Origin of the sequence: Nonomuraea sp. CA-143628 (assembly GCF_050942315.1) — a bacterium.
Taxonomy (GTDB): domain Bacteria; phylum Actinomycetota; class Actinomycetes; order Streptosporangiales; family Streptosporangiaceae; genus Nonomuraea.
Genome location: NZ_CP192072.1, coordinates 8,630,067 through 8,649,660, shown reverse-complemented (window position 1 = coordinate 8,649,660; position 19,594 = coordinate 8,630,067). Strand labels below are relative to the sequence as shown.

Below are 19,594 nucleotides of genomic sequence, written 5' to 3'. Positions count from 1 at the left end.
GCATTTGTCGGCATGGCAGACTGGTGTGAGAAGAGAGCTAGCGTGCTCCGGGGTCGGTGAAATTCCGAACCGGCGGTTACAGTCCGCGACCCGGCCGATGCCATCGGCCGGTTGACTCGGTGAAATTCCGGGACCGACGGTTAAAGTCCGGATGGGAGGAAGCGCGCGGGTGTCCGGCCTTGAGCCGGGCGCCACTGTGGTGCGTACGCGCACCGCCATACCCCCCGGGGCCCGCCGTGGCTTGGAGCTACTGGCGAGTAGGAGGCCCGGGGTGGAGACACCCGCTGAAGACACCGCGCACATGGCGCGGGCCGTCGAGCTGGCCGCGTGCGGGCGGGGCGCCACCAGCCCGAACCCCGTCGTAGGCTGCGTCGTCCTCGACGCCTCGGGGAACGTCGCCGGCGAGGGCTTCCACGCCTACGCCGGTGGCCCGCACGCCGAGGTCGTCGCGCTGCGCGCGGCGGGGGAGCGGGCCCGCGGCGGCACCGCGTACGTGACGCTCGAACCCTGTGACCACACCGGCCGGACCGGGCCGTGCAGCCTGGCGTTGCTCGACGCGGGCGTCGCGCGGGTGGTGGTGGCGGTCGCCGATCCGACCCCCAAGGCCGCAGGAGGCGCCGCGCGGTTGCGCGCGCACGGGGTCGTCGTGGAGTCCGGGCTGCTCGCCGAGGAGGCCGAGCGGGTCAACGCCGAGTGGCTCACGTACGCCCGGCTCGGCAGGCCGTACGTGACCTGGAAGTTCGCCGCCACTCTCGACGGCAGATCGGCCGCCCCCGACGGCACCAGCCAGTGGATCACCTCCCCTGAGGCCCGAGCCGACGTCCACCGGCTGCGCGCCGAGTCCGACGCGATCATCGCCGGCATCGGCACGATCCTCGCCGACGACCCACGCCTCACCGCCCGACCGGGCGACCCGGCCGACCAGGCCCGGCCCGACCACCCGATCGGCCCGGGCCTCACCTTCCGCCTGACCAGCCCGGCCGAGCGGGAGCGCCTGACGAGCCCGGCCCTGGACGCCGTACGGCAGCCGCTGCGGGTCGTGGTCGACTCCGAGGCGCGTACCCCGCCCGGCGCCTGGGTGCTGGACGGCGAGGCGCCCACGCTCGTCGCGGTCGCCGACGACGTCGAGACCCGCCTCAAGGCCGAACTGATCCGGCTGCCGCGCCAGGACGGCGGCCTCGACCTGCACGCCCTCCTGCGCGAGCTGGCCGCGCGCGAGGTCGTCAGCGTGTTCCTGGAAGGCGGCCCGACGCTCGCGGGCGCGTTCCTGCGCCAGGGCCTGATCGACCGTGTCATCGCCTACCTCGCCCCGGCCCTCCTGGGCGCCGGGCCGGCCGCGCTCGGCGAGGCGGGCGTGGCGACCATCGCCGCCACCCACCGGCTGGCCTTCGACGACGTTTCCCCCATCGGACCGGACCTGCGGCTGACCGCGCGGCCGGTGCTCGCACCACGCAAGGAGAGTTGATGTTCACCGGAATCATTGAGGAAAAGGGCGACATCGTGGCCGTCGAGGCGGTGGGCGACTCGGCGCGGTTGTCCGTCCGCGGCCCGATCGTCACCTCCGACGCGCGTCACGGTGACTCGATCGCCGTCAACGGCGTCTGCCTGACGGTCGTGGACGTCCAGGACGACGTGTTCACCGTGGACGTGATCAAGGAGTCGCTCGACCGCAGTTCGCTCGGCGCCCTGGACGTGGGCTCCGCGGTGAACTTGGAGCGGGCCGTACGGGCCGACCAGCGTCTCGGCGGCCACATCGTGCAGGGCCACGTCGACGGCACCGCCGTTCTGCGCTCCCGGGAACCCGGGACGAACTGGGACAACCTCCGCTTCTCCCTCCCCGAATCCCTCGCCCGTTACGTGGCGGAGAAGGGTTCGATCGCCATCGACGGAATCAGCCTGACGGTCACCACGGTTGACGACGACGGCTTCGGCGTGAGTCTCATCCCCACCACGTTGAAGCTGACCACGATGGGCGAGCGCGAAGTGGGCGACATGGTGAACATCGAGGTCGACGTGATCGCGAAGTACGTGGAAAGGCTGGTGGGCAGGCAGTGAACTGGGCCAACGCCGGATTCGAGGTATTCGGCACGCACGTCCTATGGACGGACCTGGTCGGCAACATCGCCGCGCTGAGCACCGTCCTGCTGGCGATACGCAAGTCGGTGTGGACGTGGCCGGTGCAGCTCACCGGCTCGGTGCTGCTGTTCATCGCCTCGATCAACGCGGGCATCACCGGCAACGCGCTCAAGCAGGCGATGTTCGGAGCGCTGGCCGTCTACGGCTGGTGGGCGTGGCGGCGCGGCACGGAGGGCGGCAAGCAGCTGACCGTCCGCCCGGCAACGGCGCGCGAGCGGACCGCCTACATCGGCGTGATGGTGCTGGGCACCGTCCTGGTCGGCGTGCTGTTCTTCTTCACCCACCTGTCGTGGGGGGCCAGTGTGCCGCTGCCGAAGGGCGCGTTCCTGGTGGCCGCCGACGCCTACATCTTCGTCGGCAGCGCGGTCGCCACCTGGGCGCAGGGCCGGGCGCTGGTCGACTTCTGGATCATCTGGGTGGCCGTCGACCTGGTCGGCGTGCCGCTGGCGTTCAGCTCGGGCCTGGTCGTCTCCGGCGCCGTCTACGGGGTCTTCTTCGTGCTCGTGCTGATCGGCTTCGTGAAATGGCTCAGGGAGTATCAGAGCGCTCCCGCGGAACTGGCGGTGGCATCATGACCGAGACCATCCTCGACCCGGTCGAACGGGCGATCGACGACATCCGAAACGGCAAGCCCGTCCTGGTCGTCGACGACGAGAACCGGGAGAACGAGGGCGACATCATCTTCGCCGCCTCGAAGGCCACTCCCGAGCTGCTCACGTTCACCATCCGGCACACCAGCGGCGTCATCTGCGTGCCCATGGAGGGCAAGGAGCTGGACCGGCTGGGCCTGCCCCTCATGGTGTTCCAGAACCGGGAGCGGCTGCGCACCGCGTACACGATCAGCGTCGACGCCCGCGACGGCGTGAGCACCGGCATCTCCGCCGCCGACCGCGCGCACACGATCCGTACGCTCGCCGACTCCGCCACCGAGCCCTACGAGCTGGTCCGGCCGGGCCACATCTTCCCGCTGCGCTACCACGAGGGCGGCGTGCTGAGCCGGCGCGGTCACACCGAGGCGGCCGTCGACCTGGCCAGGCTCGCCGGGCTCAGCCCCGCGGGCGTCCTGGCCGAGATCGTCAACGACGACGGCACCATGGCCCGGCTGCCCGAGCTGCGGGTCTTCGCCGACGAGCACGATCTGGCGCTCATCTCCATCGAGCAGCTGGTCGACTACCGGCGCAGGACCGAGAGCATGGTCACCAGGGTCGCCGAGACGAACGTGCCCAACGCGTACGGGATGTGGCGGGCCTACGGCTACGCCAGCGCGCTCGACGGCGGCGAGCACATCGCCCTCGTCTACGGCGACCTGTCCGGCGAGTCGCCGGGCGAGAACATCCTGGTCCGCGCCCACTCCGAATGCCTGACCGGCGACGTGTTCGGCTCGCTGCGCTGCGACTGCGGCGTGCAGCTCGACCACGCCATGTCCGCCATCGCGCAGGAGGGTCGCGGTGTCGTGGTCTACCTGCGCGGCCACGAGGGCCGGGGCATCGGCCTGCTGGCCAAGCTCAGGGCGTACAGCCTGCAGGACGCCGGCAGCGACACCGTCGACGCCAACATCGAGCTGGGCCTGCCGGTCGACGCCCGCGAGTTCTCCAATGCCGCGCAGATCCTGGCCGACCTCGGCGTCAAGTCCGTGCGGCTGCTCACCAACAACCCGGCCAAGCTCAAGGGCATGGACGGCTACGGCATCAAGGTGCTCGGCCGCGAGCCCATGCCGGTGGCGATGAACTCCTACAACGAGCGTTACCTCAAGGCCAAGCGCGACCGCCTCGGCCACGACATCTCGGAGGCTTCATGAGCGGGGAAGGACGTCCTGCGGCAGCCGCCGCACCGGACGCCGCGGGACTGACGGTGGGCGTGGTCGCCGCCGGCTGGCACGCCAAGATCACCGACCAGCTCCTCGCCCGCGCCCTGCAGGCGTGCGAGGACAGCGGCGCCACGGCCACCGTCGTACGGGTGCCCGGCTCGCTGGAGATCCCGGTCATCGCCCAGGCGCTGGCCCGCCGCTGCGACGCGGTGGTGGCGCTGGGCGCGGTCATCAAGGGCGAGACCGCGCATTTCGAGTACGTCTGCGACTCGGTGACCGCCGGCCTGACCCGGATCTCACTCGACGAGGAGACCCCGGTCGGCAACGGCGTGCTCACCTGCGAGACGCTCGACCAGGCACTCGACCGCTCGGGCCTGCCGGGCAGCAAGGAGGACAAGGGCTATGAGTCGGCCATCGCCGCGCTGGAGACCGCCCTCCTCCTGAAGACCCTCCACTGACCTGCGATAGGTTTCCGTTCGTGCCCGAGCCGATGACTCCCCCGCCGCTGCCCATCACCTGGCGTCCCAGCCGGGGGAGATTCGTCGCGTACGGCGCCGCGACGGTGATCGTCCTCGGCTCGGTGGTGATGGCCGTCCTCATCGCCGAGCCGTTCCAGCTGGTGGACCGGATCGGGCTGGTGATGTTCGGCTGCCTGGTGGCCTTCGTCCTGCACCTGCTGGGCCGGGTGCGGGTCGAGGCCGACGAGACGGGCCTGACGATCGTCAACGCCATCCGTACCCACCGCTACAGCTGGCCGGAGGTCCTGGACGTGACCCTGCTGGTCGGCGAGCCCTGGCCCAAGCTGGACTTCTCCGACGGCCGCACCATCGGCGCGATGGGCATCCAGGGCTCGGAGAAGGCCCGCGCCCACCGCGCCACGGCCGAGCTGGCCGCCCTGATCCACGAGCGCGGCGAGGCGAAGGGCGGCCAGGCGGGGGAGGATTAGGCCTCCAAGAACACATCATCCGAAGTCGTGGCGGTGATGGCGCGATCGTGCCAGAGGTTGAGCAGCTCCAGATCGCTACAGGACTCGATCTCCTGACGCAGGTCGCTGGGGATCTTCAGCTCTCGCCGCTCCAGCACGCGAAGGAGCGCGGTAGCCAGCCCACGGGCTTCTCCACGGGCTTCCGCCTTGATCTCGATGGGCCGCGTGAAGGCGTCGGGGCGGCGTTCGACTTCGGTGCGCATGATTTCCTCCAGTTGGGCGCGGACACTGATCGGGAGCTGTCCGCGCAGGTAATCGTAGTAAACGAGGCCGCGGTCATCGTCAGAAGTGGCCAATGTCTTGGCCACCGAGACCACCGTCTTGAGATCGTCGGGGTGCGCGATGGCGCTCAGGGTGGCGATCTCCAGCGAGGCCAGCACATCCTCCGGCTCCCGCAGGATGGGTAGTTCGTCGGGCCCGACGACCACGGGACAGAGGATCAGGCAGCTCTCGTCCGGACTGATCGGCTTCTTGTATATTTCGGCCGTCTTGCGGTCGGGGCAGAACACCACCAACATGACCGCGCGCTTGTATCGACCCATCAGGCCACCCACGTAAGCGGCCCAGGACCAGAGCTTGCGTTCGTCGAAGCGGCGTTGGACCTCCACGATCACGAACCGTTTGGCGCCATCGGGACCTCTGACCGAGATCACCGAGTCGGCCGCATACTCGGCGGGCAGGCGTTCGTTCAGCTCGACCGACTCCACGCACGCGTCGTGGTAGCCGTCGGCGGTGCCGCGGAGACCCCATGCCAGCAACTCCAGCGCGAAGGCGGGACGGCGGGTGATCATCTCCAGCGGCATCTCGTGTCGAAGGCTGGGGGGCACTAACCTGCCTTTCTCTCCGTGGTTGAAACCTTACCCTGTGTGATCGAAAGAAGTAGCGAATTCTCGCGAAGGCCGGGCGGCGCGTAGCCTGAAGGCGTGCTGCGGCGGACAATCACGGCAATGGACATCCAGTCTCCGGACAAGCTCATCGAGCTGCTCGACCGGCACGCCTACCTGGCCGACGAGGGACTGGCCACGGCCACGTTCCTGGCGCTCAGGATGGGCCGGCCGCTCTTCCTCGAAGGGGAGGCGGGGGTGGGCAAGACCGAGCTGGCCAAGACCCTGGCCGTGCTGCTGGAGGCGCCGCTGATCCGGCTGCAGTGCTATGAGGGGCTCGACGCCGCCCAGGCGCTGTACGACTGGGACTTCGCCCGCCAGCTGCTCCACCTCAAGGCCGCCGAGGCCGCCGGGATCACCGACGTGGGCCGTCTCGAAGGCGAGATCTACGACCGCCGCTTCCTGATCGCCAGGCCGCTGCTCAAGGCCGTCGAGACACAGCCCAGCGTGCTGCTCGTGGACGAGATCGACCGGGCCGACGACGAGTTCGAGGCGTTCCTGCTGGAAGTGCTGTCGGACTTCACGATCTCCATCCCCGAGCTGGGCACGGTCAGCGCCAAGACGCCGCCGGTCGTGGTCGTCACCTCCAACCGGACCCGTGAGGTGCACGACGCGCTCAAGCGCCGCTGTCTCTACCACTGGCTGGAGCACCCGGACTTCGACAGGGAGGTGGCGATCCTGCTGCGCCGCCTGCCCGAGTGCACCGAGACGCTGGCCGCGCAGGTGGCCCAGGCGGCGGCGCGGCTGCGGCAGGCCGGGCTGGTCAAGCCGCCGGGCGTCGCCGAGACGCTCGACTGGACCGAGGCGCTGCTCACGCTGGGCGCCAAGGAGCTCGACCCCGGCCGCGCGGCGGCCACGCTCGGCGCCGCGCTGAAATACCGCGAGGACGTCGAGAACGTCCTGGGCAACGGGCTCCTCCATGCGTGAGCTGGCCGCCACCATGACGGGCTTCGCCAGGACGCTGCGCGCCGCGGGCGTCGCCGCCGACCACGAGCGCACCCGCAACCTGCTGCTGGCCCTCGACCACCTCGACGTGGCCGCTCCGGCCGACGTCTACTGGGCCGGCCGCTTCACGCTCTGCGCCACACCCGACGACCTGCCCAGGTACGACCGCTGCTTCGCCGCCTACTTCGGCGGCCGGAGCGCCAAGGTCGGCCGTACCAGCACCACGACCGTCACCCGCCACACCGCCGCCACCGAACAGGACGAGCAGGAGGGCGAGGCCGAGGCCGAGGCCGTGCCCGGCACCGCCAGCCGTACCGAGATCCTGCGCAACCGGGACGTGGCCCGGCTGACCGAGGCGGAGCGGGCGGAGGTGCACCGGATGCTGTCGATGCTGCGCGGCCGGCGCGCGCAGCGGCGCTCGCGGCGGTTCGAGGCCGCGCACCGGGGAGTTCTGGACCAGCGGCGGACCATCCGTGACGCGCTCAGGAAGGGCGAGGTCGCCCGGTTGCGCCGCCGGCGGCACAGCACCAGGCCGCGCCGCGTCGTGCTGCTCGTGGACGTAAGCGGCTCCATGGCTCCCTACGCCGAGACGCTGCTGCGCTTCGCGCACGCCCTGGTCAGGAGCGAGCCGCGGGCCACCAGGGTCTACTCCATCGGCACCAGGCTCACCCCGATCACCGCCGAGCTGCGCCATCGCGACCCCGGCACGGCGCTGAACGAGGTGTCCAAGGCCGTGCCCGACTGGAGCGGCGGGACCAGGCTGGGCGAGGAGCTGAGGGAATACCTCACCCGCGCCGGCGCGAGAGGGGCGATCGTGGTGATCGCCTCGGACGGCTGGGAACGGGGCGACCCTGAACTCCTCGGCACACAGATGGCCCGGCTGGCCAGGCAGGCGCACCGGGTCATCTGGGTCAACCCGCACAAGGGGTACGCGGACTACCAGCCGCTGACCGGCGGCATGCGGGCCGCTCTGCCGTACCTGGACGATCTCGTGGCCGGGCACAGCCTGGCCGCCTTCGAAGAACTCAGTGAGAGGCTCGCCCATGCGTGACGTGCTGCCGGAGATCATGCGCTGGTGGAGATCGGGGCACAAGTTCGGGCTCGCCACAGTGGTGAGCACGTTCAGCAGCGCGCCTCGCGCGCCGGGCGCGTCCATGGCGGTGCGCGGCGACGAGGTGGTCGGCAGCGTGTCCGGCGGATGCGTCGAGGGCGCGGTGTTCGAGCTGGCCACCGAGATCGACACGCCCATCCTGCAGAGGTACGGCGTGAGCGACGACGACGCGTTCGCCGTCGGGCTGACCTGCGGCGGCATCATCGACATCCTCGTCGAACCCATCTCGGCCGACACCTTTCCCCAGCTGGGCGACATCGCGGAGTCCGTGAACGCGCACGAGCCCGTGGCGGTCGCCACGATCGTCTCCGGCCCCGGGCGGATGGGCGCCCGGCGCGTCATCTGGCCGGACCGCTCCTCGGGCACGCTCGGCCTGGACCGGCTCGACGAGGCCGTCGACGACGACGCCCGCGGCATGCTGGCCCAGGGCGCGACGGGCATCAGGCACTACGGCGGGCAGGGCGAGCGGCGGCTGGACGACCTGGCGGTGTTCGTGCAGTCGTTCGCGCCGCCGCCGCGGATGCTGGTGTTCGGGGCGATCGACTTCGCCGCGGCGGTGGCGCGGGTGGGCAAGTTCCTGGGCTATCACGTGACCGTCTGCGACGCGCGGCCCGTCTTCGCCACCCCCAAGCGCTTCCCGGACGCGGACGAGGTGGTGGTCAAGTGGCCGCACGACTACCTGGCCTCGGTACAGGTGGACGAGCGCACGGTCATCTGCGTGCTCACCCACGACCCCAAGTTCGACGTGCCGCTGCTGGAGGTGGCGCTGCGCACCGGCGCGGGCTACGTCGGCGCCATGGGCTCGCGCCGCACCCACGACGACCGGCTGGCCCGGCTGCGCGAGGCGGGCCTGACCGAGGACGAGCTGGCCCGGCTGAGGTCGCCCATCGGCCTCGACCTGGGCGCCAGAACCCCGGAGGAGACGGCGGTGTCGATCGCCGCCGAGCTGATCCAGCTGCGCTGGGGCGGTTCGGGACGGCCGCTGACCCACACCGAGGGGCGCATCCACCAGGAGACGCCATGAAGGGCTCCCGGGTGGCCGGGCTGCTGCTCGCCGCCGGGCAGGGCGCCCGGCTGGGCACGCCGAAGGCGCTGGTCGAGTACGAGGGCGAACGGCTCGTGGACCGGGGGGTGCGGCTGCTGGAGGATGGCGGCTGCCATCCGGTGGTGGTCGTGCTCGGGGCGGCGACCGTACAGGTGCGCCGGGCGGTGACCGTGCGCAACCCGGACTGGGCGACGGGCATGGGCTCGTCCCTGAGGGTGGGGCTGGCCGCGCTGCCCGAGGAGGCCGAGTCGGTGGTCATCGCGCTGGTGGACCAGCCGTTCATCGGGCCCGCGGCGGTACGCGCGCTCGTGGACGCCGGTGCCGAGGTGGCCGTGGCGACCTATGAGGGCCGGCGCCGCAACCCCGTGCTGATCGCCCGCCGCCACTTCGCCGCCGTCGCCGCGCTGGCCGTGGGGGATGTGGGGGCGAGACCGTTCCTGAAGGCGCATCCCGAACTGGTCACGGAGGTGCCGTGCGACGGGTTGGGCGACCCGGCCGACATCGATACCCCTGAGGACCTGTCGCTGCTGGAGACCTGACCGCGCACGTTTCGCCGGGCATCCGTTCTTCCTCTCCCCTGAAGGGGCATCCCTAAAGGACCCTAGCCACGCCCCGAAGGGATATTCCTAGAGGACCCTGGCCACTCCCCCCGGAGGGGTATCCCCAAAGGACCCTGGCCACGACGGGACCGTCACAGGGATCGAGACGGTCGCGTGACGAACGAGCTGGGGGGAGAGCCGCCGCACTCGCGCCTCAGAGGCGCAGCGACGCGATCGCGGCGCGGTGGTCGCTGCCCGTCGCCGGGGCCACCCCCGCCTTGGTCGCCGTCATCCCCTTGTACAGGATGTGGTCCGGCCTGGTGATCGGGAACTCCGACGGCCAGGTGAACCCGAAGCCGTCGCCCGCCGTGAGCTGCGCGTCCGTCAGCGGCGGGGTGAGCCCTTGCATGCCCCGGTCGGTGGTGGCGGTGTTGAGGTCGCCGAGCAGCAGGATCCGCTTGCTCGGGTCGGCGTCGATGAGCTTGCGGGCGTGGGCCAGGGACTCATCGCGCGAGGCGGTGTGGCCGGGGCGGGCGGAGGCCAGGTGCATGACGTACACGGTGACCTTGCCCTTGGGCGTGGCCACCACGGCCCGCAGGGCGCGGGGCCAGCCCATGCCGACGTCCAGCGGCTTGGTCTCGGTGATCGGGTATCGGCTCCACAGGCCGACCGTGCTCACCGGATAGTGGTACTTGAACATCTTGTTGAGCTGCTTGGCGGCCGGGCCGCCGCTGGTCAGTTCCTGGGCCGCCAGCAGGTCGAGGTCTTCGGCGATGCGGCGCACCGCCTCGCCCGAGGCGCTGTTGGTGACGCCCACGTTGACCGTGCCGACCGCCAGGTCGCTCTGGCCGCCGGGCGGGGTGCGCATCAGCGTGGAGCCGAACATGGACGCCCACACCACGCCGGGCACGAGCGCCGCGGCCGTGGCCAGCTTGGAGCGTGCCACGACGGCCGCCACCAGCAGTATCGGCACGATCAGGCCGAACCAGGGCAGCAGGCTCTCCATCACCGGGGTGAACCCGCCGAGCACCGGGATCAGCTGATGCCCCGCCAGCCCCACGGCGAGCACGGCGGACACGGCGATGACGACGCGTTTCAGCATTCGACCCAGGCTAGCCGCTCGCTGCCGGTGACGCGGCGCGCTAACCTGTTGCCGTCGCAACGGAACAACATTCGGTTCATCCTTCGGTTCATCGGGAGCCCGGCATGCGCATCGGTATGGCACTGAACTACTCGGGCGGCTTCAAGGAGTCGGTCGCCGAGCTGGCCGACTACGAGAAGGCGGGCCTCGACATCGTCTTCGTCGCCGAGGCCTACAGCTTCGACGCCGTCAGCCAGATGGGCTACATCGCGGCCAAGACCGAGCGGCTGGAGATCGCCTCCGGGATCCTGCCGATCTACTCGCGCACTCCCGCGCTGCTGGCGATGACCGCCGCGGGCCTGGACTACGTCTCCGACGGGCGCTTCACGCTGGGTCTCGGCGCCTCGGGGCCGCAGGTGATCGAGGGCTTCCACGGCGTGCCGTACACCGCGCCGCTGGGCCGTACGAGGGAGATCATCGAGATCTGCCGCCAGGTGTGGCGGCGCGAGCGGCTGGAGTACGAGGGCAAGCACTACACGCTGCCGCTGCCGCCCGGCCAGGGGACCGGTCTCGGCAAGCCGCTGAAGATCATCAACCATCCGGTGCGGCCCCGCATCCCCATCGTGATCGCGGCCATCGGCCCCAAGAACGTCGAGCTGGCCGCCGAGCTCGCCGAGGGCTGGGAGCCGATCTTCTACGTACCCGAGAAGGCCGCCGACGTGTGGGGCCCGTCGCTGGCCGCCGGGCGGGCCAAGCGCCAGGACGAGCTGGGCGAACTGGACGTGATCGCGCAGGCGTCACTGGCGATCGGCGACGACGTGGCGGGGCTGCTGGAGTTCGGGCGGCCGATGGCGGCGCTGTACATCGGCGGCATGGGCGCCAAGGGCCGCAACTTCTACAACGACCTCGCGCGGCGCTACGGCTACGAGAAGGAGGCCGAGGCGATCCAGGAGCTGTACCTCGACGGGAAGAAGCAGGAGGCGGCGGCGCTGGTGCCGCACGAACTGCTGGAGAGCATGTCGCTCATCGGGAGCGACGGGTTCGTCCGGGACCGGGTGGCGGCGATGAAGGAGTCCGGGGTGACGACGCTCAACATCGCGCCGTTCGGGGCGACGCACGAGGACCGGGTGAAGCTGATCGAGCGGATCAAGGAAATCGCCTCCTGATTTGCCGTTGGGCGGCCGGAGCACTCCTGGGATCCGATAGTCTTTCTCTTGCGACGCGGGGTGGAGCAGTTCGGTAGCTCGCTGGGCTCATAACCCAGAGGTCGTAGGTTCAAATCCTGCCCCCGCTACCAAGACGAAAAGGCCCTTCAGGATCACCCTGGAGGGCCTTTTCGCGCGTCCAAGCACAATGGGCCTCGCTTCGCTCGGGCTGTGTTTTCTGGGGGCGCCGTGCCGGCGCACAAAGGGCTTCGCCTGGTGCGCTTCGCGCTTGGGGCTCAGGCGCCGGCTTCCAGTCGGGCCCAGGCCCGACCCCTGGAGGGCCTCGCTTCGCTCGGACTGCCTTCCTCGGGCGCGCCTTCGGCGCGCAACCCCTTACGGTCGGCGCGTGTGGCCGCATGTTGGCCGGAGTCGACGGGCATGATCATCCGCCCGGACCTCGACCTCCAAGGCCGCAATCCGTGGCCTGCCATGACAAGGAGAGCTGGCTCGAGCGTCACCTGGCGTATCCGTCCAACAGGGCACCCCAGATTTGTCGAGCCTCACGGATCGTCCAAGCGTCAGACTCGCGTACGGCGCTGCCGTTGACCGTCTTCCTGATGAACGCCTGCCCCGCAGCTTCGCACAGCTCGTAGAAGACCGAGGCGCAATCGCAGGTCCATTCGATCACCCGAATGCGGCCCGAGGCGTACGGCTTCCGCCAGGTGAGCGACCGGCACCCGGGTCTCGCCGTGGACGGATGCGGACTCAGGCAAGAGTCGGTCGGCCGACTCATGAGAACACCGGTGCCCATGACACCATGCCCGCCTCGTCGAGGTCGGCCCGGACCATGACGCGGATCGACCAGTCGTGCGGCGACATACCGTACGTGAACGAGCGTCGAGAGACGCGACCCCAGGCTGGCCAGCCTGCGGCGCGTAGTGCATCGCCAAGTCGCTGCACGGCCCTGTCCAGAAGGTCGTTCGTCCCGCAGGGCCCGATGAGGTCTCCGCCCCGGAAGCTCTCCCACTCGTAAACGACGGCTACCGGATCACGCTGCCACCCCGGAACCACCGCACAACACGCAGTCCATCGCGGGTTCGGTCCATCCGGAACGCCGAGGCGGGAAACCGCGACCTCGTCGTGAGTGGTCACGAGCTTCCGGTCCCGCCCTTGGCAGGAGAAGCACGGCCCTTCGGTCTGTCCGCTGGTATCTGTGCTGGTCATGCGATCAAGCCTTGCCGTTTCGGCATTACAAGCCCATCGCGGCCTGGTATCCCTTGACGGCATAGGTCATCGTGGAGGGAGGATAGAGATCACTCTCCGTGGTGATGATAGCGCGAAGGGATATCACCCCCGATGCCCGAGATTCCGGGTTCTATCTGGCGACGCGCCGACATGTTCGCCGCCTTGCAGGCCCGCGACATCGGGAACGTCTTCCGTCTCATCCGTCAATACGCCGGGCTGTCACAGACCTCCATCGGTAGCGTGACCGGGCTTTCGCAGGGCAAGGTCAGCGCCATCATGAGCGGCAGTCAGCAGGTCATCGCGTTCGAGGTGTTCGAACGTGTCGCCGATGGTCTGAATATGCCGGATGCCGCACGCATGGCTCTAGGCCTCGCCCCTCGGACGGCTCTCGTATGGGCTATCTCATCTCAGGATGACCGCCATATCGCGACCTCGATTCCTGGCACTCCAGCACGTAGCGTGGAAGTCGTCCAGCGAGGAGAGGACGAGACGAACGTGCGACGCCGCGAGTTCGTCGGTCTGGCCGGGGTCGCGTTGTTCAATGCCGCTCTTGGGCCAGCCGAGCAAGCATCAGCCGGAGGCATCGAGGATCTGGCCGCCGCCCTGGTCGATCTCCCGACGCCGGGTGACTCTCTGCCCGAACTGGCGACGCTGGCCCGCGCGGTCTCCGAGGCCAAGCAGCGCTATCAGGCATGTCGATACGGCGACGTGGTGAACATGCTGCCCTCGCTGCTCCGCTCACTACAAGTGGCAACCGCGACCCTGGATGGGGACGCCCGATCGAAAGCGCACGGCCTGGCTGCCGAGGCGTACCACGTGGCCGCGTCCATCCTGCTCAAGCAAGAGGACAAGGGACTCGCCTGGCTGGCCGCTGGCCGGAGCGTCCAAACCGCTCATGCGTCAGGGAGTCCGCTGATGATCGGTTCCAGTTCGCGGATCATCACGCGCGCCCTGCTGCACGGTGGCCACCGCGAGGCCGCTGTCAGTACGGCGTCCGCTGCGGCTCAGCGTATGGACGCGGCGCTCTTGGCGCCGACGTCGGATGACCTGTCGATCTATGGCTCTTTGCTGCTGCAGGGGGCGATCGCAGCGGCCCAGCAGGCGAACCGGCATACCGCTGTCGAATTGCTGGACGAGGCAGGCGAGGCGGGTCGGCGGCTTGGTCGCGACGGTAACCACATGTGGACCGCGTTCGGCCCGAACAACGTCTTGTGTCACCGGGTGAACGTCGCGCTCACTATGGGCGACGCGGGCACGGCGGTCGAGTATGCCCGCAAGGTAGATATTGAGGCCCTGCCGAGCAACGAGCGAAAGGCGACACTGCTACTCGACACCGCCCGTGCGTTCCTCGTGTGGGGCAAGCACGACCGCGCCCTATCCGTCATGCGAGCCGCTGGAAACATCGCACCCGAGGAGATCGCCTTCCGCCCAGTGTCGCACCGCCTCGTTCGTGATCTGGTAGATACCGCGCCGATCAGCATCCGCCGCGAGGCGCGGGAGTTCGCGCAGTCGTTGGGAGTCGCGGCTTGAGTGGTCAAGGCAAGGTCCTCTATGTGATCGTCTGCGCAGCGGGACCTGCCGGAGACGTTGGCCGCCTCGTCGCTCTGGCGCAAGCGGAGGATTGGACCGTTCAGGTCATCGCGACGCCGTCCGCACTCGACTTCATCGACGTTCCGGCGTTGGAGAAGCAGACGGGCTGCCCAGTCCGCAGCCAGTACCGCAAGCCCGATGAACCTAGGCCCCCCAGGGCCGACGCCATCATCGTTGCTCCCGCCACCTTCAACACGATCAACAAGTTCGCCCAGGGCATCGCCGACACCTACGCCTTGGGCGTGCTCTCCGAGGCCCCAGGGCTTGGCATTCCGGTGATCGTGCTGCCCTTCGTGAACGGTGCCCTCGCGGTGCGAGCGCCGTTCCGCACGGCGGTTGAGGTTCTACGGGCCGAAGGCGTTCGGATCTTGCTCGGTGCCGGCGAGTTCGAGCCGCATCCGCCAAGCTCAGGGGCGGACCGCATCGATGATTACCCGTGGCATCTAACCCTTGCCGGCTTGACCTCTCATAGATCGACTACGGCATGATCGCCGGACGGATTCGTGCCTGTTGCGCCTGATCGGTCCCGGTGAGGTCGATGAGGAGCCTGTCGCCTACCGAACGGAGAACGGATGTGTCGGCGCGTCACCGAAGCCGAGCGTACAGCAGTTGGCGTGGCGGGTGTGAGGTGAGAAAGAGTGCCCGTGACGGTAAGCGGTCTCCTGGGCGAATCGGTGCGCATCGCACCGGCTGAGCCGCCATGCTGGTTCGGGTGCCCAATGGCGCTATCCCTCCATGCCGGAAGGTGCACGAGTCATGACAGGCAGCCCTCAGCGGGGCGCTTTCCTCAAAGAGCACATGAACGCCGTGCTGGCGATGGTCACCGTCGCTCTGGAAGCACGGGAGAGCGGCGACACCAGCGACCCAGTCGGCCTGCAGGTGATCAGCAGAGTCATCAACGAGGTGCCACGCGAGGTCGCCGCGATGGCGTCCCTGCATCTCATCCTCCTGCTCGTACGGCACCTCGCGCGGGTGCAGGGACGGCCGGTGGAAGAGGTGTGGCAGGAGCTCGCGCTCATCTACGCCGAGGACTGGCCCGAGGATGATGCGTCCCGGGCGTGAGGCCCGGGCCCGTCAAATGCCGTACGGCGAATGTCCTGGAATCTGCGCACCACCACCATCGTCCGTACCGGGGCCCGTGTTGTAAGACGCCTCCGCGACCCGGTGGGTTGACAGCGGCGGCGACCGGGTCCCGGCGCCGACTGGGCCGGAACCTGATCCCTTCGGGCCGTGTTGTGGGGCGGGTGAGGCCCGCGGGGGCCTAGTGTGGGGCAGAAATTGCCGTTTCTGTAGTTATTGGCGGAAATAATGTCCGACGCGACGCCGTCTTTGGTCGCCGGCCGGTACCGGCTTGATGAGCTCATCGGCAGCGGGCCGACGGGCGAGGTGTGGCGCGCTTACGACCAGCGCGCCGACTGGACCGTGGCCGTGAAGGTGCTGGACACCGGGGCGGCCACGCCCGAGGTGCTCCGGCAGCATGCCCAGGCCGTGGCCCGGGTGATCCATCCGAACGTGGCCATGGTGCTCGACGTGGGTGACCACGAGGGGGCGCCGTTCCTGGTGATGGAATTCCTCACGGGGGAGAGCCTCGGTGAGGAGGTGGCAGGAGGGGGGCCGCTGCCGATCGTGGAGGCATGCGACCTCATCGGGCAGGCGGCCGCGGGGCTGGAAGCGGCGCACCGGGCCGGGGTGCTGCATGGCCAGATCGGGCCCGACAGCTTCCGGCGGGCCGGGAGCGGGGTGCTGAAGGTCGTCGGGTTCGGGCTGGCCGACCAGGTGTCCTCGGACGGCGGCGTACTGTATCGGGCGCCCGAGGTGATCGACGGACGCGGCGGAGAGGCCGCCGCCGACCTGTACGCGCTCGGGTGCGTCTGTTACGAGGCGCTGTGCGGCCGCCCGCCGTTCGAAGGCTCGCCGGACGAGGTCGGCGAGCGGCACCTGCACGCCGATCCCGAGCCGCCGAGCCGCCACCGGGCGGAGGTGCCGGGCGAGCTGGACCGGCTGGTGCTGGCCATGCTCGCCAAGGACCCCGCCGCCCGCCCGGCCGGCGGTGAGACGGTACGCCGAGCGCTGGCCGCCATCGCTCGCCCACCCCGCACCCAGCCCGCCCCGGACACGGGGTCGCACCCCGGTCAAGCCACGTCCCCCATGGCGCCCCAGAGCGGTCAGGCCGGTTCCTATCAGGGCGGTGCGCCTCAGCCCGGTTCAGCTACGTCTCACCCGGGCGGCGTTCCCCAGACCGGTCAGATCTTCGCCCAGCCGGGCGCGGGTGGGCCGGTGGCCGGGCGTGGGGTGGACGCGGCCCGGGCGGGTGCCGGCGACACTCGCGCCATGCCCGCCGGGGCGTTTCACGACGGCGGCGGCCCGCGTAAGGGGGACACGGCGATCTATGACGCGCCGCCACCCCCGCCGCCGTCCAACCGCCGCCTGTTCGTGCAACTGGGCGCGGCCTTGGCCGTGATCGCGGTCGTCACCGTGGGCCTGGTCCTGTGGGCGGGCTCACGCGGCAAACCCGAAGCCGGGCCGACGCCCTCGGCGACGCCCATCGTCACCACGTCGGCCCCGGAGCCGACGCCGACGCCGACGGAGACCCCCGAGCCGTCCACGTCCATCGCGCCCCTCCCGACCGATGCAGGCCCTACACCGCAACCCAAGGGCACGCTGGCCAACAGCGTTCCGCCCGGAGGGTGGGTGAAGTGGCTGGGTGAATTCGACGCGTCCTTGACGGCTCAGGAGACCATCGGCGACATCGAGCCCCGCGCCGCGAGGAAGGCCCACGAGAAGATCAGGAAGGCCGGCAAGAAGTTCCTGGAGAACCACGACGACTCGGCGCTCGACCAGATCACGGGGATCATGCGCGACCTGCGCAAGGGCCAGGAGAAGGGCGACGTGCCCACCTCCGGACCCCTTAACGACTTCCTCGACAACTGGAAGCCCTGACCCCGACGCCCGCTGTGACGCCCGGTCCGAGACTGCCCCGGACCGGGCGCCCAGCCGCACGATCGGAAGGGCGGACTTCAGTAACCGCTGGTGGCTGGCGTGGTGTCCACGAACGTTCGCCGCGTATCCGCTCCCCCGAAGGGCCTGAGCAACAGTTCTTGGGCTGCCCTCGCTGGATTCTCCTCGGCTTGCCCGCTCGGGGATCAGTCCTCGGCTACGGGCTGACCAGCACTAGATCGAGCACGTCGATGCCGACCGGAGTGCGCCCGGTCGCGATCCGGCCCACCGACCACGGACCGGGGAAGTAGTGCAGCAGTGCGTCGACCGCGATCACGAGCTCATGCCGGGCCAGGTGCGTGCCGAGGCAGAAGTGCACGCCATGGCCGAAGGAAAGGTGCTCGTTGGGCGTTCGGCCGGGCCGGAACTCCTGTGCCTCGGTGAACACCCGAGGGTCCCGGTTGGCCGAGAGCATCATGGCGATCACCCGCTGGCCGGTTTCGATGGCGTGCCCGGCGATGCCGGCCGGGCCGGTAGTGAAGCGGTCGGTGCCACCCACCGGGGGCAGGAACCGCAGCACCTCCTCGATGGCATCTGGTACCAGTCCAGGGTCAGTACGCAGCTGGGCCAGTGCGTCCGGATGAGCCGCCAGGCACAGCACCGTGTTGACCAGCAGGGTCTTGGTCGTCTCGTGGCCGTTGATGAGCAGCAGCGTGCAGAAGTCGATCAGCTCCTCGTCGGACAGCCGGCTGCCGTCCGGTTCGGCGGCCAGCAGAGTGTCGATCACGTCGCCCTGGGGGCGGGCACGGTGCTCGGCGAACACCTCCCGGAAGTACTCGACCAGTTCGGCGTGTGCGGTGCGGAACGCGGCCTGACGCACTGGGTCCTCTGCGAACGACCCGGCGAAGGAGGTGATCGCCTCGGTCCAGCGCATGAAGTCCGGTTGCCGGTGCGCTTCGACTCCGAGCAGCGCGGCGATGGTGCGCACCGGCAACGGGTAGCCGAGCCGGCCGATCACGTCCAGTTCACCGTCCACATCAGCCAGTTGTCTCCGCACGGTGTCGGTGATCGAGGGGAGTAACGCCTGGATCGCGCGGGGTGTGAAGGCCCGGCTGACCAGTCGGCGCAGCAGGTGGTGCCGGGGCGGATCCATCGCCGACAGGCTGCTGAGAACCGGGTTGTCCCGGTGCGGCATGGGTTGCGCGCTGTAGCGCAGCTCGTCGGAGGAGAATATCGAGTAGTCGGTGAGCACCTGCTTCACCTCGGAGTAGCCGTGCACCACCCAGGCGCCGAACGGTTCAACGAAGCGCACCCCGTCCCCGGCGAGACCGTCCCGGGCGGTCTCCCGGTGCCAGTCGAAGATCTCTTTGACAACATCATCAGTCATGCGTCGAGTGTGTTAGCCCTGGCAGGCCGGGGCTTGGAGAAAACGGACATCCGCCAGCAACGTGGTCGGCGGCACCCCCACCGCGTGCCGGAATTCGGCGAGCAGGTGTGACTGGTCGTAGCAGCCGCTGCGCACGGCGATGGCGGCCCAGTTCGGGCGCTCGCCCTTGGCCACCGCGGCGCGCGCGTCGGCGAGTGCTTGGTGCAGCCGCACCACGCGTGCGTAGGATTTGGGCCGCAGCCCGACCGCCGCCCCGAAACGCCGCCGAAGTTGCCGTTCGGACAACCCAGCCTGAGCGGCATGCCGGTCGACCGGCGCGCCCGGCGCCGCGTGCATGGCCGCCAGCACGATGCGTACCCGCTCGTCGACCTGGCATCGCCCGGCCCGTGCCCGTACCAGTGCCAGCGCCCCTGCCAGCCGCCCGGTCACCGACCCGTCCAGTTGCCCGGCCTCGATGGGCGCCCCGGCCAGCGGCACCTCGTCGGCAGCGACCCCGAACAGCCCGGCCACCGTCCCCGGTCGCAGCCGCACCCCGACCAGGGACCCGTCCTTGGGCAGCGCCCCCTGCCGAGCGCGCGTCTCCGCCCCGGCCAGCCAGTACGCCCCATCAGGCATGACCAGCAGGTCGACGGCGGGCTGCGGTAACCCTCTCGGCACCACGTCGCCGTCGAGCACCCAAATCCCGGCCACCAGATGGGCCAGATCGGCGGGTACGGGCAAAGCGGTCACCCGTGCAGTCAACCCGGAGACCCGCCGC

At 69.8% G+C, this 19,594-nt stretch carries 19 protein-coding genes, 1 tRNA gene and 1 riboswitch; of the genes, 16 read left to right on the top strand and 4 right to left on the bottom strand.

Going from position 1 to position 19,594, the window contains the following annotated elements; all coding sequences use genetic code 11:
- Positions 1 to 38: 38 nt before the first annotated feature.
- Positions 39 to 169: riboswitch (FMN riboswitch) on the top strand.
- A gap of 102 nt (positions 170 to 271) precedes the next feature.
- The 6 genes from ribD to ACQP2T_RS39315 are packed head-to-tail and all read left to right on the top strand — an operon-like array spanning position 272 to position 4,889.
- Positions 272 to 1,465, top strand: a complete 1,194-nt coding sequence (ribD, locus tag ACQP2T_RS39340; RefSeq protein WP_433509939.1) for a bifunctional diaminohydroxyphosphoribosylaminopyrimidine deaminase/5-amino-6-(5-phosphoribosylamino)uracil reductase RibD — start codon at positions 272 to 274, stop codon at positions 1,463 to 1,465.
- Positions 1,465 to 2,055, top strand: coding sequence for a riboflavin synthase (locus ACQP2T_RS39335; protein ID WP_433509938.1), 591 nt, complete (start codon positions 1,465 to 1,467; stop codon positions 2,053 to 2,055). The genes ribD and ACQP2T_RS39335 overlap by 1 nt, the downstream gene beginning before the upstream one ends.
- Positions 2,052 to 2,711: a nicotinamide mononucleotide transporter family protein gene (locus tag ACQP2T_RS39330; protein WP_433509937.1), complete on the top strand. Its 660-nt coding sequence runs from the start codon at positions 2,052 to 2,054 to the stop codon at positions 2,709 to 2,711. The genes ACQP2T_RS39335 and ACQP2T_RS39330 overlap by 4 nt, the downstream gene beginning before the upstream one ends.
- Complete coding sequence (locus tag ACQP2T_RS39325; RefSeq protein WP_433509936.1) at positions 2,708 to 3,934, top strand: bifunctional 3,4-dihydroxy-2-butanone-4-phosphate synthase/GTP cyclohydrolase II; 1,227 nt, start codon at positions 2,708 to 2,710, stop codon at positions 3,932 to 3,934. The genes ACQP2T_RS39330 and ACQP2T_RS39325 overlap by 4 nt, the downstream gene beginning before the upstream one ends.
- Positions 3,931 to 4,401 (top strand): 6,7-dimethyl-8-ribityllumazine synthase, encoded by a 471-nt coding sequence (ribH, locus tag ACQP2T_RS39320; protein ID WP_358444964.1) that lies wholly within the window; start codon positions 3,931 to 3,933, stop codon positions 4,399 to 4,401. The genes ACQP2T_RS39325 and ribH overlap by 4 nt, the downstream gene beginning before the upstream one ends.
- Before the next feature lie 20 nt (positions 4,402 to 4,421).
- Entirely contained in the window at positions 4,422 to 4,889 is a 468-nt protein-coding gene (locus ACQP2T_RS39315; protein WP_433509935.1) for a PH domain-containing protein, read from the top strand.
- On the opposite strand, the gene ACQP2T_RS39310 is transcribed toward ACQP2T_RS39315, so the two are convergent.
- Entirely contained in the window at positions 4,886 to 5,731 is an 846-nt protein-coding gene (locus tag ACQP2T_RS39310) for a hypothetical protein (protein ID WP_433509934.1), read from the bottom strand. The genes ACQP2T_RS39315 and ACQP2T_RS39310 overlap by 4 nt on opposite strands.
- Before the next feature lie 144 nt (positions 5,732 to 5,875).
- Between ACQP2T_RS39310 and ACQP2T_RS39305 the strand changes: the two genes are divergently transcribed.
- Genes ACQP2T_RS39305 through ACQP2T_RS39290 form a run of 4 tightly spaced genes read left to right on the top strand, consistent with a single transcriptional unit; the run spans position 5,876 to position 9,452 of the window.
- Entirely contained in the window at positions 5,876 to 6,739 is an 864-nt protein-coding gene (locus ACQP2T_RS39305; RefSeq protein ID WP_433509933.1) for an AAA family ATPase, read from the top strand.
- Positions 6,732 to 7,808: a vWA domain-containing protein gene (locus tag ACQP2T_RS39300; RefSeq protein ID WP_433509932.1), complete on the top strand. Its 1,077-nt coding sequence runs from the start codon at positions 6,732 to 6,734 to the stop codon at positions 7,806 to 7,808. Before ACQP2T_RS39305 ends, ACQP2T_RS39300 begins: the two co-directional genes overlap by 8 nt.
- Positions 7,801 to 8,892, top strand: a complete 1,092-nt coding sequence (locus tag ACQP2T_RS39295) for an XdhC family protein (protein ID WP_433509931.1) — start codon at positions 7,801 to 7,803, stop codon at positions 8,890 to 8,892. The genes ACQP2T_RS39300 and ACQP2T_RS39295 overlap by 8 nt, the downstream gene beginning before the upstream one ends.
- Entirely contained in the window at positions 8,889 to 9,452 is a 564-nt protein-coding gene (locus ACQP2T_RS39290; RefSeq protein ID WP_433509930.1) for a nucleotidyltransferase family protein, read from the top strand. The genes ACQP2T_RS39295 and ACQP2T_RS39290 overlap by 4 nt, the downstream gene beginning before the upstream one ends.
- Before the next feature lie 214 nt (positions 9,453 to 9,666).
- Here the strand turns inward: ACQP2T_RS39290 and ACQP2T_RS39285 are convergent, their stop codons facing one another.
- On the bottom strand, positions 9,667 to 10,554 hold the full coding sequence (locus ACQP2T_RS39285) for an endonuclease/exonuclease/phosphatase family protein (protein WP_433509929.1): 888 nt from the start codon (positions 10,552 to 10,554) through the stop codon (positions 9,667 to 9,669).
- A gap of 104 nt (positions 10,555 to 10,658) precedes the next feature.
- On the opposite strand from ACQP2T_RS39285, the gene ACQP2T_RS39280 reads away from it, so the two are divergent.
- The 6 genes from ACQP2T_RS39280 (at position 10,659) to ACQP2T_RS39255 (ending at position 17,453) form a co-directional block, all read left to right on the top strand.
- On the top strand, positions 10,659 to 11,699 hold the full coding sequence (locus tag ACQP2T_RS39280) for an LLM class F420-dependent oxidoreductase (RefSeq protein WP_433509928.1): 1,041 nt from the start codon (positions 10,659 to 10,661) through the stop codon (positions 11,697 to 11,699).
- A 54-nt stretch (positions 11,700 to 11,753) separates the two neighbouring features.
- A tRNA-Met gene (locus tag ACQP2T_RS39275) sits at positions 11,754 to 11,830 on the top strand.
- A gap of 1,204 nt (positions 11,831 to 13,034) precedes the next feature.
- Positions 13,035 to 14,453: a helix-turn-helix domain-containing protein gene (locus tag ACQP2T_RS39270; RefSeq protein WP_433509927.1), complete on the top strand. Its 1,419-nt coding sequence runs from the start codon at positions 13,035 to 13,037 to the stop codon at positions 14,451 to 14,453.
- On the top strand, positions 14,450 to 15,001 hold the full coding sequence (locus ACQP2T_RS39265) for a flavoprotein (RefSeq protein WP_433509926.1): 552 nt from the start codon (positions 14,450 to 14,452) through the stop codon (positions 14,999 to 15,001). Before ACQP2T_RS39270 ends, ACQP2T_RS39265 begins: the two co-directional genes overlap by 4 nt.
- A gap of 268 nt (positions 15,002 to 15,269) precedes the next feature.
- Positions 15,270 to 15,575, top strand: a complete 306-nt coding sequence (locus tag ACQP2T_RS39260) for a hypothetical protein (protein WP_433509925.1) — start codon at positions 15,270 to 15,272, stop codon at positions 15,573 to 15,575.
- A gap of 246 nt (positions 15,576 to 15,821) precedes the next feature.
- Positions 15,822 to 17,453, top strand: a complete 1,632-nt coding sequence (locus ACQP2T_RS39255; RefSeq protein WP_433509924.1) for a protein kinase domain-containing protein — start codon at positions 15,822 to 15,824, stop codon at positions 17,451 to 17,453.
- Between the two features lie 214 nt (positions 17,454 to 17,667).
- Here ACQP2T_RS39255 and ACQP2T_RS39250 read toward each other — a convergent pair whose 3' ends face one another.
- Both ACQP2T_RS39250 and ACQP2T_RS39245 read right to left on the bottom strand, forming a co-directional pair.
- Complete coding sequence (locus ACQP2T_RS39250) at positions 17,668 to 18,837, bottom strand: cytochrome P450 (protein ID WP_433509923.1); 1,170 nt, start codon at positions 18,835 to 18,837, stop codon at positions 17,668 to 17,670.
- A 12-nt stretch (positions 18,838 to 18,849) separates the two neighbouring features.
- On the bottom strand, positions 18,850 to 19,566 hold the full coding sequence (locus ACQP2T_RS39245) for a helix-turn-helix domain-containing protein (RefSeq protein WP_433509922.1): 717 nt from the start codon (positions 19,564 to 19,566) through the stop codon (positions 18,850 to 18,852).
- Between the last annotated feature and the right edge of the window lie 28 nt (positions 19,567 to 19,594).